Source organism: Aquabacterium sp. (assembly GCF_048860245.1).
Taxonomy (GTDB): Bacteria; Pseudomonadota; Gammaproteobacteria; order Burkholderiales; family Burkholderiaceae_C; genus Aquabacterium.
In genome coordinates, this window is sequence record NZ_JBLIZW010000092.1 from 1 (window position 1) to 13,843 (window position 13,843).

14 protein-coding genes are annotated in these 13,843 nt (G+C 59.8%); 1 reads left to right on the forward strand and 13 read right to left on the reverse strand.

All coding sequences use genetic code 11. The features are described from left to right. The 13 genes from ACMV18_RS10635 to ACMV18_RS10695 form a co-directional block, all read right to left on the reverse strand. Window positions 1-1,351, reverse strand: a 1,351-nt coding sequence (locus tag ACMV18_RS10635; RefSeq protein ID WP_420817826.1) for a FimV family protein, incomplete at its 3' end; no start/stop codon positions are given. 306 nt (window positions 1,352-1,657) lie between these two features. Continuing rightward, complete coding sequence (gene asd, locus ACMV18_RS10640; protein WP_374258841.1) at window positions 1,658-2,791, reverse strand: aspartate-semialdehyde dehydrogenase; 1,134 nt, start codon at window positions 2,789-2,791, stop codon at window positions 1,658-1,660. A 60-nt stretch (window positions 2,792-2,851) separates the two neighbouring features. Then, a complete protein-coding gene (gene leuB, locus ACMV18_RS10645; RefSeq protein ID WP_374258842.1) occupies window positions 2,852-3,931 on the reverse strand; it encodes a 3-isopropylmalate dehydrogenase in 1,080 nt (359 codons plus the stop codon). Between the two features lie 39 nt (window positions 3,932-3,970). Next, window positions 3,971-4,618, reverse strand: a complete 648-nt coding sequence (gene leuD / locus ACMV18_RS10650) for a 3-isopropylmalate dehydratase small subunit (protein WP_420817827.1) — start codon at window positions 4,616-4,618, stop codon at window positions 3,971-3,973. Between the two features lie 6 nt (window positions 4,619-4,624). Then, window positions 4,625-4,756 (reverse strand): entericidin A/B family lipoprotein, encoded by a 132-nt coding sequence (locus ACMV18_RS10655; RefSeq protein WP_374258844.1) that lies wholly within the window; start codon window positions 4,754-4,756, stop codon window positions 4,625-4,627. Window positions 4,757-4,792: 36 nt separating this feature from the next. Next, a complete protein-coding gene (gene leuC, locus ACMV18_RS10660; protein WP_420817828.1) occupies window positions 4,793-6,202 on the reverse strand; it encodes a 3-isopropylmalate dehydratase large subunit in 1,410 nt (469 codons plus the stop codon). A gap of 172 nt (window positions 6,203-6,374) precedes the next feature. Beyond that, a complete protein-coding gene (gene gltA, locus ACMV18_RS10665) occupies window positions 6,375-7,685 on the reverse strand; it encodes a citrate synthase (RefSeq protein ID WP_420817829.1) in 1,311 nt (436 codons plus the stop codon). A 127-nt stretch (window positions 7,686-7,812) separates the two neighbouring features. Continuing rightward, a complete protein-coding gene (locus ACMV18_RS10670; protein ID WP_420817833.1) occupies window positions 7,813-8,103 on the reverse strand; it encodes a succinate dehydrogenase assembly factor 2 in 291 nt (96 codons plus the stop codon). A 43-nt stretch (window positions 8,104-8,146) separates the two neighbouring features. After that, window positions 8,147-8,854: a succinate dehydrogenase iron-sulfur subunit gene (locus tag ACMV18_RS10675; protein WP_374258906.1), complete on the reverse strand. Its 708-nt coding sequence runs from the start codon at window positions 8,852-8,854 to the stop codon at window positions 8,147-8,149. Window positions 8,855-8,884: 30 nt separating this feature from the next. Continuing rightward, on the reverse strand, window positions 8,885-10,657 hold the full coding sequence (gene sdhA, locus ACMV18_RS10680; RefSeq protein WP_420817830.1) for a succinate dehydrogenase flavoprotein subunit: 1,773 nt from the start codon (window positions 10,655-10,657) through the stop codon (window positions 8,885-8,887). A gap of 3 nt (window positions 10,658-10,660) precedes the next feature. After that, window positions 10,661-11,023, reverse strand: a complete 363-nt coding sequence (gene sdhD / locus ACMV18_RS10685) for a succinate dehydrogenase, hydrophobic membrane anchor protein (protein WP_374258908.1) — start codon at window positions 11,021-11,023, stop codon at window positions 10,661-10,663. A 39-nt stretch (window positions 11,024-11,062) separates the two neighbouring features. Continuing rightward, window positions 11,063-11,482 carry a succinate dehydrogenase, cytochrome b556 subunit gene (sdhC, locus tag ACMV18_RS10690; protein WP_374258909.1) on the reverse strand — a complete coding sequence of 140 codons (420 nt, stop codon included), beginning with the start codon at window positions 11,480-11,482 and terminating at the stop codon, window positions 11,063-11,065. A 150-nt stretch (window positions 11,483-11,632) separates the two neighbouring features. Then, a complete protein-coding gene (locus tag ACMV18_RS10695) occupies window positions 11,633-12,427 on the reverse strand; it encodes a GntR family transcriptional regulator (protein WP_420817831.1) in 795 nt (264 codons plus the stop codon). Window positions 12,428-12,676: 249 nt separating this feature from the next. Between ACMV18_RS10695 and ACMV18_RS10700 the strand changes: the two genes are divergently transcribed. Next, window positions 12,677-13,666 carry a malate dehydrogenase gene (locus ACMV18_RS10700; protein WP_420817832.1) on the forward strand — a complete coding sequence of 330 codons (990 nt, stop codon included), beginning with the start codon at window positions 12,677-12,679 and terminating at the stop codon, window positions 13,664-13,666. The last annotated feature ends 177 nt before the right edge of the window (window positions 13,667-13,843 follow it).

Below are 13,843 nucleotides of genomic sequence, written 5' to 3' on the forward strand. Positions count from 1 at the left end.
CGGGCTTGGCCACGACGGGCGCAGGTGCCGGCGCCGCCACGGACGCAACCACCGCAGGCTTGCTGGCGGCGACGGGAGCCGGAGGCACCACCGGCGCAGGCGCGGCAGCAGAGGCCACGGCAGCCTTTTCCTTCAGCTTGCGCAGCTCGTCCAGGTTTTTCGACAATTCAGCAACACGAGCCGTGCTGTCTTGCTTGGCGCGCGCCGCAGCAACGCGATCTTCCGCAGCAGGCTTGGCAGCCCCAGCACCCACAGCCCCCTTGCTCAGGGTCAGTTTATCCGGGGCGGGTGCAGCAGCCTGACGCTTGTCTTTGACCTCAGCCTCGACCTTGCCCTTGGCTTGACGCTGAGGCTGATCCTGACGTGTCGGCGTCACCCCTGTCGCCAGTTGTTGGCGATAGGCAGCGAAGTCTGCACTCTGGGCCTGAATGATCTGACGCGCTTCCTGCTGAGAAACCGCCTTGGCTTGCTCGGCAGTCGGCACATTCAACACCGCGCCAGAGCGCAAGCGGTTCATGTTGTTGCCCAGAAAGGCATCAGGGTTGTTGCGATAGAGCCCAACCAGCATCTGGTCCAGCGATACACCACCGGACAGATGCTGCCCCGCGATACGGGACAAAGAATCTCCGGACTTCACGCGAACCGACTGAGAAGCAGCGGGCGCAGCAGAAGCATGCGCAGGCGCCACTTTGACGGCTGCGGGTGCCGGCGCAGAGGCTTGAACTGGCGCTGACGCAGCGACAGCTTGAGCAGCTGGACGTTGAGCAGGCTTCTGTTGCTTGGCCGAAGGGGCTTCAACCGGCGCAGCCACAACGGGCGCACTGGGCTGAGGCTTAGCCGCAACTGGCTTCGGTGCGACCACAGGCGCAGGCGCTGGCGCTTCCATGACCGGAGCGGTCACAGGCGTCGGTGCGCGCGACGTAGAAGGTGGATCGAACAGCAGCGTGTATTCACGTACCAAACGACCTGACGACCAGGACAGATCCAAGATCACATCAATGAACGGTTCCTGAACGGAGCGATCACTGACGATTCGCAAATAGGGACGGCCATCGGCTCGGCGCTGCAGAACCACCGACGTGGCACCGAGCACCTGGTTGTAGTCAACGCCCGCGGCACGGTACGTCTCGGGTGATGCCACGCGAACCTGCAAGCTGCCGGCTTCGTCCGCATTCAAACTGGTGACGTCGATTTCAGCACGAAGTGACTCACCCAAAGCGGATTGCACATTCAGTTTCCCCAAGCCCAAAGCCCACGCAGAGGCGGGCAAAACGGCCAAGGCAGAAACAGCAGCTGCAACAGCAACACGATTCAGGGCAAAGCGCCCAGCGGACAACGAATGATCTTTCAAGGCGTCTCCCAAGTCGTCACGGGGTCGACAAATCGACCAGCGGCATACCCGGGCCAGACACAGGCCCCTAGATACACCGACACCTGCAGACGGTACGCGGCAGAAAACACAATAGCATCAAGCAGATATGGTGACAAGCTCACGCAATTACTGATGCCCGCAGAAGTATGGGCATAGACCCCGAATTATCGGAATCTGTTATCACTTATTGTCGCCGCCGGACAACAAGCACACTTCCTGAATTTGTGACCAGACGTTGCAGAAACCGGGTGCAATATCCGCCGCAACGTCTGGATTTGGGTTTAGTTATTTATCGAGCAAGATGCGCAACATGCGGCGCAAGGGCTCAGCGGCACCCCACAGCAATTGGTCGCCGATGGTGAAGGCGCCCACATACTCAGGACCCATGGCCAGTTTGCGAATACGACCGACCGGGATATTCAGCGTCCCGGTCACAGCCACCGGAGTCAGGCCCTGCAGCGTTGCTTCACGGGTATTTGGGATGACCTTGGCCCAAGGATTATCTGCAGCGATCATCGCCTCGATTTCTTCGACGGACACGTCCTTCTTCAGCTTGAAGGTCAATGCCTGAGAGTGACAGCGCATGGCGCCAATGCGCACGCAGAAACCATCGACCGGCACCGCGGGAGAACCAAAGCCCTCGCCCTGCCCCAGGATCTTGTTGGTTTCAGCCATGCCCTTCCACTCTTCCTTGGATTGGCCATTGCCCAGGTCCTTGTCGATCCAGGGGATCAAAGAACCGCCCAATGGCACGCCAAAGTTGGCGGTCTCGGCACCCGTCAGCGAACGCTGCTTGGCGATGATTTTGCGGTCGATTTCCAGGATGGCGCTCTTGGGGTCGTCCAGCAGCGACTTGACTTCGGCATTCAAAGTGCCGAACTGCGTCAGCAGCTCGCGCATGTGCTGCGCACCACCGCCCGATGCGGCCTGATAGGTTTGCGTGGACATCCACTCAACCAGACCGGCCTTGTAGAGGGCGCCGACACCGATCAGCATGCAGCTGACCGTGCAGTTACCACCGATCCAGTTCTTGCCGCCGTTGGCCAACGCATTCTTGATCACGGGCATGTTGACCGGATCCAGCACGATGACCGCATCATCCTTCATGCGCAGCGTCGATGCCGCGTCAATCCAGTGACCGGTCCAGCCTGCCTCGCGCAGCTTGCCGAACACTTCGGTGGTGTAGTCGCCACCCTGAGCGGTCACGATGATGTCGCAACGCTTGAGTTCGTTGATGTCGTAAGCATCCTTCAGGGTCTTTTCGTTCTTGGCCATGGACGGCGCAGCACCGCCGGCGTTCGAGGTCGAAAAGAACAATGGCTCGAAGTGATCGAAATCACCCTCAGCCAACATGCGGTCCATCAGGACGGAGCCGACCATGCCGCGCCAGCCCACCAATCCAACCAGAGTCGTTGCCATCTTGTTTTTCCTTTGAGTCTGAATCTGTGCCCCAGGGCCTCATGACCCTGGGTGAATACCTCAGCCTTGGGCCTTGAGTGCGGCCACCACAGCCTCACCCATTTCTACCGTGCCCACCTTCTTCGTGCCTTCGCTGTAGATGTCGGCCGTGCGCAGGCCTTGCTCCAGCACAGCCTGGACGGCGCGCTCAATGCGCGACGCAGCCTCTTCCTGGTTCAGGCTGAAGCGCAACATCATGGCAGCCGACAGGATGGTGGCCAAGGGGTTGGCCACGCCCTTACCTGCGATGTCGGGCGCGGAGCCGTGGCTAGGCTCGTACAGGCCCTGACCCTTGGCGTTCAGCGAAGCCGAAGGCAGCATGCCGATCGAACCGGTCAGCATGGCTGCTGCGTCAGACAGGATGTCACCGAACATGTTGCCGGTGAACAGCACGTCAAACTTCTTGGGCGCCTTGACCAGTTGCATCGCGGCGTTGTCCACGTACATGTGGTCCAACTCAATGTCAGGGTACTGGGCGTGCACCTCGGTGACCACATCTTTCCAGAACTGGAAAGTTTCCAGCACGTTGGCCTTGTCAACGCTGGTCACGCGCTTGTTGCGCTTGCGAGCAGCCTGGAAAGCCACGTGAGCGATGCGCTCGATCTCAGGGCGCGAGTAGCGCATGGTGTCGAACGCTTCGGGCGCGCCCTTGAACTCACCGTCCGGGGCCTCACGGCGACCACGCGGCTGACCGAAGTAGATGTCACCGGTCAGCTCGCGGATGATGAGGATGTCCAGACCGGCCACCAATTCAGGCTTGAGACTGGAGGCGTGCGTCAACTGCGGATAGCAGATGGCTGGACGGAAGTTGGCGAACAGCCCCATATTCTTGCGCAAGCCCAGGATGGCCTGCTCAGGACGCAGGGGGCGATCCAGCTTGTCATACTTCCAGTCACCCACCGAGCCGAACAGCACGGCGTCGGATTCCATGGCCAGCTTCAGCGTGTGCTCGGGCAGCGGATGGCCGTGCGCATCAAATGCGGCACCACCGACCTTGGCCTCTTCCATATCAAAGGACAGGTCCAGCGCCTTGAGCACTTTCACTGCCTCGGTGACGATTTCGGGGCCGATGCCGTCACCCGGCAGAACTGCAATCTTCATGACCATGTTGGTATCTCAGCGGGAAATTGAAATCTGGAATCAGACGATACGGTTGTTCAGCCAAGGCTTCTTGGCCAGACGCTCAGCCTCGTAGGCCTTGATCTTGTCAGCGTGACGCAGGGTCAGGCCGATGTCGTCAAAACCATTGAGCAGGCAGAATTTACGGAAGGGCTGCACGTCAAACGACAACTCGGTCCCGTCGGGCTTGACCACAACCTGACGCTCCAGGTCAATGGTGAGCTCGTAGCCGGGGAAAGCCGCCACTTCGTTGAACAGATTGTCGACCTGCAACTCGCTCAACACGATGGGCAGCAGACCATTCTTGAAGCTGTTGTTGAAGAAGATGTCGGCAAAGCTGGGCGCGATGATGGCGCGGAAGCCGTACTGATCCAAAGCCCAAGGCGCATGCTCACGGCTGGAGCCACAACCAAAGTTCTTGCGAGCCAGCAGGATCGATGCGCCTTGATAGCGCGGCTGGTTCAGCACAAAATCAGGATTGGGCTTGCGCGATGCAGGATCCTGCCCCGGCTCGCCCACATCCAGGTAGCGCCATTCGTCAAACAGGTTCGGGCCAAAACCCGTGCGCTTGATGGACTTCAGGTATTGCTTGGGGATGATGGCATCGGTGTCGACGTTTTCCCGGTCCATCGGAGCCACCAGGCCCTTGTGAATGCGAAATGCTTGCATGGTGAATTACTTTTTCGCTGCGTTGGAGATGGCCTCACCTGCTTTTTCCAGATCCTGACCAAAGCCTCGCACGGTGTTGCAGCCACCCAGGGCCAACAGCGAGAGCGAGACGGTCAATACGGCGATCAGTCGGAGCATGATGAGGTTTCTTGCCAATCAGACGGGTTGCGGGATTCAGGCGATGCGACGAACGTCCACGAAGTGGCCATTCATGGCGGCAGCAGCAGCCATGGCGGGGCTCACCAGGTGCGTGCGACCACCGGCGCCTTGACGACCTTCGAAGTTACGGTTGCTGGTGGAGGCGCAACGCTCGCCCGGATCCAGACGGTCGGCATTCATGGCCAGACACATGGAGCAACCTGGCTCGCGCCACTCGAAGCCTGCCGCCTTGAAGATCTGGTCCAGACCTTCACGCTCGGCTTGCTCCTTCACCAGACCCGAACCCGGCACAACCAGGGCCAGCTTGATGTTGGAAGCGACACGCCCCCCCAACTTCTTGACCACCGCTGCCGCTTCACGCATGTCTTCGATGCGGCTGTTGGTGCAGGAACCGATGAACACCTTGTCGACACGGATGTCGTTGATGGCCTTGTTGGGCTCGAGCGCCATGTACTGCAGCGCACGCTCCATGGCCGAGCGCTTGACGGGATCCTTTTCCTTGTCCGGATCGGGCACGCGGTCATCGATGGACAGCACCATCTCAGGCGACGTTCCCCACGTCACTTGAGGCTTGATCTGCGCGGCATCGAGCTCGACCACGGTGTCGAACACGGCGTCCGGATCGGAATGCAGGGTGCGCCAGTACGCAATCGCTTGCTCCAATTCCACGCCAGTGGGGCTGAAAGGACGGTTCTGCACGTACTGGATCGTGGTGTCATCCACCGCCACCAGGCCGGCGCGCGCACCGGCCTCGATGGCCATGTTGCACACGGTCATGCGGCCTTCCATGCTCAGCGCACGGATGGCGCTGCCAGCGAATTCAATGGTGTAGCCGGTACCGCCAGCGGTGCCGATCTTGCCGATGATGGCCAGAACAATGTCCTTGCCCGAGCAACCCTTGGCCAGCTCACCTTCGACCTTGACCTGCATGTTCTTGGCCTTCTTGGCCAACAGGGTTTGCGTGGCCAGCACGTGCTCCACTTCAGACGTACCGATACCGTGCGCCAAGGCGCCAAATGCACCGTGCGTCGAGGTGTGGCTGTCGCCGCAGACCACGGTCATGCCGGGCAGTGTGGCACCCTGCTCTGGGCCGATCACGTGCACGATACCCTGGCGCTTGTCGCCCATCTTGAACTGGGTGATGCCCACGCGGTCGCAGTTGGCATCCAGCGTATCCACCTGCAGCTTGGACACGGGGTCCTTGATGCCTTCCGTACGATCCGTGGTCGGCACGTTGTGATCGCTCACTGCCAGGTTGGCCGACAAACGCCAGACCTTGCGGCCCGCGATGTCCAGACCTTCAAACGCCTGAGGACTGGTCACTTCGTGAACCAGATGACGGTCGATGTAAAGCACGGCCGTGCCGTCTTCTTCGGTGTGGACGACGTGCTCGTCCCAGATCTTGTCGTAAAGGGTGCGTCCCATGGTGCTTACGTAGAGCGAAGGGTTTGAAAACCCTGAGGTGGGGAAAGATGACGATTTTACGGCACCGACGCCGGAAATACCCCCAACCGTCACACTGACTTGAGTCAGCACGGGCCAGAAAGCAAAAAACCCCGGCAAGCCGGGGTTTTGATCGTCAGAAGACGAGAGGCGATCAGCGAGCCGAAATGGGCTTGACGTCGCGCTTCTCGGCGCCCACGAACAGCTGACGGGGACGGCCGATCTTGTACTCGGGGTCGCCAATCATTTCGTCCAGCTGAGCAATCCAGCCAACGGTACGAGCCAGCGCGAAGATGGCGGTGAACAGTTGGACAGGGATGCCGATGGCGCGTTGAACGATACCGGAGTAGAAGTCCACGTTCGGGTACAGCTTGCGCTGGACGAAGTAGTCGTCTTCCAGAGCGATCTGTTCCAGCTTCTTGGCCAGAGCGAACAGAGGATCGTTTTCCAGACCCAGTTCGGCCAGCACTTCGTTGCAGGTTTCCTGCATCAGCTTGGCGCGAGGATCGTAGTTCTTGTAGACGCGGTGACCGAAGCCCATCAGACGGACGCCGGAGTTCTTGTCCTTGACCTTCTCCATGAACTCGCCGACCTTCGAGATGCCACCCATGGCCTGGATGTCTTCCAGCATGTTCAGGCAAGCCTCGTTGGCGCCACCGTGAGCAGGACCCCACAGGCAAGCCACGCCAGCAGCGATGGCTGCGAACGGGTTGGTGCCAGACGAACCGCACAGACGGACGGTCGAAGTGGAAGCGTTTTGCTCGTGGTCAGCGTGCAGGATGAAGATGCGATCCAGAGCGCGTTCCAGAACAGGGTTTGGCTTGTACTCTTCGCATGGTGTAGCGAACATCATGCGCAGGAAGTTGCCGGAGTACGACAGGTCGTTCTTCGGATAAACGAAAGGCTGACCGATGGAGTACTTGTATGCCATGGCCACGAGCGTAGGCATCTTGGCGATCAGACGGATCGCGGCAATCTTGCGGTGCTCGGGGTTGTTGATGTCGGTGCTGTCGTGATAGAAGGCCGACAGAGCACCCACCAGACCGGTCATCACGGCCATGGGGTGAGCGTCACGACGGAAGCCACGCAGGAAGAACTGCATTTGCTCGTTGACCATGGTGTGATTGGTCACACGGGCCACGAAATCTTCCTTTTCCTTCTGGTTCGGCAGTTCGCCGTTCAGCAGCAGGTAGCAGGTTTCCAGGAAGTCACAGTTGGTCGCCAGTTGCTCGATGGGGTAGCCGCGGTACAGCAGCTCGCCCTTGTCGCCGTCGATGTAAGTGATCTTCGAGTTGCACGAAGCAGTCGACAGGAAGCCAGGATCGTAGGTGAACTTGCCGGACTGGGCGTACAGCTTACGGATGTCGATCACATCCGGGCCGACAGAACCCTTGTAGATGGGCAGTTCCATGCTGGGGCTGCCGTCAGAAAACGACAGGGTGGCTTTCACGTCGGACGGGGTCATGAGCACTCCTAAGAAGGGGTCGGTCTTGTGTGTAAATCGGTCGAGAGCGAGGGAAAATCCCAAGCCCGAATTATGGGTCTTACTTCAACGTGTCATGGCTGTTACATCGCCATGTCATGCAGAAAAGTTACACCTTGGTCACACGCATCATCTGAAGAACCTGCAGGAGTTCCGGGCTGGATTGATCGGCTTCAGGCTCTTTGCGAGCCAGCAGGAGATCCAGCAAATCGTTGTCCGACAGGTCCATCAGTTGAAGCAAGCCCTGGACCAGGGGCGTTGTCAGCTGATTTTCGTATTGCTCGAAGAAGCGGTCAATGAAGAGATCGTTCTCCAGCAGACCCCGACGGCAACGCCAACGCAGGCGACGCAGCACGTCCGGATGCGGGGTGAGATCGTCGTTTGCGGTGGTATCGGTCATCGGGGTCAACGTGGTCATGCTGTAACGAGGCAAGCAGGCCGGATCAAACGGCGCGGCGAACCATCAGTTCCTTGATCTTGCCAATGGCCTTGGTTGGATTCAGGCTCTTGGGGCAGACGTCGACACAGTTCATGATGGTGTGGCAACGGAACAGACGGTACGGGTCTTCCAGGTTATCCAGACGCTCGGCGGTGGCTTCGTCGCGGCTGTCAGCGATGAAGCGGTAAGCCTGCAGCAGACCGGCGGGGCCCACGAACTTGTCAGGGTTCCACCAGAAGCTGGGGCAGCTGGTCGAGCAGCTAGCGCACAGGATGCACTCGTACAGACCATCGAGCTCTTCACGCTCTTCAGGCGACTGCAGGCGCTCCTTCTCGGGAGGCGTGTTGTCGTTGATGAGGTAGGGCTTGATCGAGTTGTACTGCTTGAAGAACTGGGTCATGTCCACGATCAGATCGCGGATGACGGGCAGACCTGGCAGCGGCTTCAGCACGATGGTCTGAGGCAGCGTACGCATGTTGGTCAGGCAGGCCAGACCATTCTTGCCGTTGATGTTCATGGCGTCGGAACCGCACACGCCTTCACGGCACGAACGGCGGAACGACAGCGTGGGGTCCACAGCCTTGAGCTTGACCAGGGCGTCCAGCAGCATGCGCTCGTTACCTTCGAGTTCGATCTCGATGGTTTGCATGTACGGCTTGGCGTCCTTGTCCGGATCGTAGCGGTAGATTTGGAAAGTGCGCTTTTGGCTCATTTTGAAATCCTCAAAACTGGTCGCTGACGATCAGAAAGTACGGGCCTTGGGAGGCACGGACTCTGCGGTCAAAGGCTTCAGGTTCACGGGCTTGTAGTCCAGACGGCTACCTTCCGAGTACCACAGCGAGTGCTTCATCCAGTTCGCGTCGTCACGGTTCGGGTAGTCGTTGTGGGCGTGCGCGCCACGGCTTTCCGGACGGGCTGCAGCGGCCACCATGGTGGCTTGTGCGGCTTCGATCAGGTTGTCGACTTCCAGCGCTTCGATACGGGCAGTGTTGAAGACCTTGGAGTTGTCCTTCAGGCCGATACCCTTGACACGCTCACGCACCGCAGCGATGCGTTGGACACCTTCGTCCATCGACGCTTGCGTACGGAACACGCCGGCGTGCTTTTGCATCGTGGCGCGGATTTCGTTGGCCACGTCTTGCGCATATTCGCCGTTCTTGCAGTTGTCCAGGCGAGCCAGGCGCGACAGGGTGTAGTCGGCGGCGTCCTTGGGCAGCGGCTTGTGCGACTTGGTCTTGCTGGCGAATTCCACGATGTGGTTGCCGGCAGCGCGACCGAACACGACCAAGTCCAGCAGGGAGTTGGTACCCAGGCGGTTGGCACCGTGCACCGACACGCAAGAGCACTCACCCACGGCGTACAGACCGTTGATCATTTCGTTGGGGCCGGAAGCACCGGGCACCACGACCTGACCATTGATGTTCGTGGGGATACCACCCATCTGATAGTGGATGGTCGGCACGACAGGGATCGGTTCCTTGGTGATGTCGACGTTGGCGAAGTTATGGCCAATTTCGAACACCGAAGGCAGACGCTTCATGATGGTCTCGGCGCCCAGGTGGGTCATGTCCAGCAGGACATAGTCACCGTTGGGACCGCAGCCGCGACCTTCCTTGATTTCCTGGTCCATCGAGCGCGACACGAAGTCACGCGGTGCCAGATCCTTCAGCGTGGGCGCATAGCGCTCCATGAAACGCTCACCCTTGCTGTTACGCAGGATGGCGCCTTCGCCACGGCAGCATTCGGTCAGCAGCACGCCAGCACCGGCCACGCCAGTGGGGTGGAACTGCCAGAATTCCATGTCTTCCAGCGGGATGCCAGCGCGAGCAGCCATGCCCAGACCGTCACCGGTGTTGATGAAGGCGTTGGTGGAAGCTTGGTAAATACGGCCGGCACCACCGGTCGCGAACAACACGGTCTTGGCGTGCAGCACATGCACGTCGCCGGTTTCCATTTCCAGGGCAGTCACACCGACCACGTCGCCGTCAGCGTCGCGGATCAGGTCGAGGGCCATCCATTCCACGAAGAACTGGGTGCGGGCCTTGACGTTTTGCTGGTACAGGGTGTGCAGCAGTGCGTGACCGGTACGGTCAGCGGCCGCGCAAGCGCGTTGCACAGGCTTTTCACCGTAGTTGGCGGTGTGACCACCGAACGGACGCTGGTAGATGGTGCCGTCAGCGTTACGGTCGAAAGGCATGCCGAAGTGCTCGAGCTCGTACACGACCTTCGGTGCTTCGCGGCACATGAATTCGATGGCGTCCTGGTCGCCGAGCCAGTCGGAACCCTTGACGGTGTCGAAGAAGTGATAGTGCCAGTTGTCTTCGGACATGTTGCCCAGCGACGCACCGATACCACCTTGAGCGGCCACAGTGTGCGAGCGGGTCGGGAAGACCTTGGACAGCACGGCCACGTTCAGGCCAGCCAGAGACAGTTGCAACGAAGCGCGCATGCCGGAGCCACCGGCACCGACGATCACGACGTCAAACTTACGGGTAGGAAGAGAGGTAGCGCTCATTTTTTACAGTCTCCACAGCACTTGGATCGCCCAGCCAGTGCAGCCGACCAGCCACACGAGGGTCAGAACATGCAGCGTCAGGCGGACGCTCACGGGCTTGACGTAGTCCATGAAGATGTCACGAACGCCAACCCACACGTGGACGAGCAAAGCCACGATGACCACCAAGGTCAAGGACTTCATCCACTGGGACGAGAAGATGCCGGCCCACTTGTAGTAGCTCAGGGGCTCACCGAAGACGACCTGCGCCAGCAGGACGATGGTGAAGATGGCCATGATGATGGCCGTCGCACGCTGAGCCAGCCAGTCGCGCAGACCATAGTGCGCACCGGTGACGATGCGCTTGGTTCCGTAGTTTTGAGACATGGTTGTGATTTCCTGCAGTCAGGGAAACAGAGGCGGGGATCAGAACAAGCCGAACAGCTTGGCGGCCAGAACGACCGTCAGACCGGTGCTGACCACCAGGGCCACGCCAGCCGTGGACTTGCCAGCTTGCTTGGTGTAGCTATGGGTGATTTCCATGGCCAGGTGACGAACACCAGCGCAGAAGTGGGTCAGGTAGCCCCAGATCAGGCCCAACGCCAGCAGCTTGAAGAACCAGCCGAAATCCCCGGCAAAAACCGCGGTGAACTCGTCATACGAGATCTCGGAAGTGACGCTCTTGTCGAACATCCAGATGAAGAAGGGCATCAACAGGAACATCAGGGCACCGCTGATCCGGTGCAGGATCGAGACGATCCCGGCCAGAGGCAAGCGGTAGGTGACGATGTCCGTCACGTGGATGTTCCGGTAGACGGGGCGTGGTTTTTTCGCGTTGTCAGCCATGTTGGTGGGGCTCCTGCCGAGCGTCAAAAATCTGTCAAGAGGATCCGGGATTTTAGGGCAATCCCCAGCCCGACGAACTCACACTGCTTTTTCCATCTTTTCAGACAGCGTCAACAATGCGCGAACAAGGGTCCAAAACGAACTGTTTCGTCAACTCAGTTCATTGCGGTAATAGTGTTGATCGGTACGGTAAAGGCCGCGACGCAACTCGACCGGCTGCTCTCCGTACGTGAACGAGCGGCGCTCGACGCTGAGCAGCGGCGTACCCGCCTCCACCTTCAGCAATTCGGCCACGGACGCATCAGCCGCCACCGCGCGCAGTTTTTCTTCTGCGCGGATCATGCTGACACCAAATTCGGATTCAAACAGGCCGTACATCGGCCCCTGGTATTCACTCAGGCGCTCGGCGGTCAGGCCTTTGAAGAGATGACCGGGTAACCAGATGTCATCCAGCACGACAGGCACGCCGGCGAAATGCAGCACGCGGCGCACTTCAACCACCATGTCGCCTGCCTTGAGTTGCAGGGCACGAGCCACATCAGCGGGCGCACGCATGCGGCGGCAGTCGAGGAATTCGCGACGGGATTGTTCACCGCCTGCGTCAGCTCGATCGGGGATCAGGCGCAGGAACCGGTACTGGACCTGCTCTTCATCCGAGTGCGTGGCCACGAACGTGCCTTTGCCCTGACGGCGTGTGAGGAGATTTTCGGCCGCCAAATCATCGACCGCCTTGCGAACGGTGCCTTGGCTGACCTTGAAGCGGGCCGCCAATTCCACTTCAGAGGGAATGGCTTCACCGGGTTTCCACTCACCCGCCTGCAGGCTGCGCAAGATCAAAGCCTTGATCTGCTGGTAGAGCGGGCTGAAGGACGGCCCACCGGCAACGCCAACCGACGCCGAAGCGGTGTCGTGCGAAATAGCGGAGGACGGTGTAGGGGTCACCACAGCGTGTAGTCTCTGTTGATCGATCGGGGTATGATCGCTGGCGGATTCGGCGCAGGCATGGATATGTGCCAGCCGGACGCCATTGCACCACAATCGTGACGTGAAGTCCACTGGTGATGTGGCTTATGTCTTATATAAGACATCTGATCACTAAGTCAGTATGATGACAGTCCCCTGCAAGCCTGCGCACAACGCTACACTTGTGGGTTTTCACCCAGTCCCATCTCCTTACCTATCTCGGAGTTGCATATGAGCAAAGCACCCGTTCGCGTCGCCGTTACCGGCGCCGCTGGTCAAATCGGTTACGCCCTCCTGTTCCGCATCGCTTCTGGCGAAATGCTGGGCAAGGACCAACCAGTGATCCTGCAACTGCTGGAAATTCCTGACGAGAAGGCTCAAAACGCTCTGAAGGGCGTGATCATGGAGCTGGAAGACTGCGCATTCCCTCTGCTGGCTGGCATCGAAGCTCACTCTGACCCGATGACCGCTTTCAAGGACACCGACTACGCTCTGCTGGTGGGTGCACGTCCTCGCGGCCCCGGCATGGAGCGCGCTGACCTGCTGGCTGCCAACGCCCAGATCTTCACCGCTCAAGGTAAGGCTCTGAACGCTGTTGCTTCGCGCAATGTCAAGGTTCTGGTCGTCGGCAACCCCGCCAACACCAACGCTTACATCGCCATGAAGTCGGCTCCGGACCTGCCGGCCAAGAACTTCACCGCCATGCTGCGCCTGGACCACAACCGCGCTGCTTCGCAACTGGCTGCCAAGGGCGGCTTCAAGGTTGGCGACATCAAGAAGCTGACCGTGTGGGGCAACCACTCGCCCACGATGTACGCTGACTACCGTTTCGCCACCGTGAACGGCAAGTCGGTCAAGGACGCCATCAACGACCAGGAATGGAACGCCAACGTGTTCCTGCCGACCGTCGGCAAGCGTGGCGCCGCCATCATCGCCGCTCGCGGCCTGTCGTCGGCTGCCTCGGCTGCCAACGCCGCCATCGACCACATGCGCGACTGGGCCCTGGGCTCGAACGGCGAATGGGTGACCATGGGCGTGCCTTCGAACGGCGAGTACGGCATCCCTGCCGGCATCGTGTTCGGCTTCCCCGTCACGACCACGCCTGACGGCGAGTACAAGATCGTCGAAGGTCTGGAAATCGATGCCTTCTCGCAAGAGTGCATCAACAAGACCCTGGCCGAGCTGCAAGGCGAGCAAGACGGCGTCAAGCACCTGCTGTAATCAGCCTGCGTGAGAACTTGGCCCTCCGGCCTGTGTCGGATGGGCAAGGTAGATCACAATCAAAGCTGGCGACCTTCGGGTCGGCCAGCTTTTTTTGTGCCGTGCGCCCTGATCCGGGGCGAGGCGGCACCCGCGAGGAACACACCATGTCCACCCTGAGCACCATTCACCCCCGTC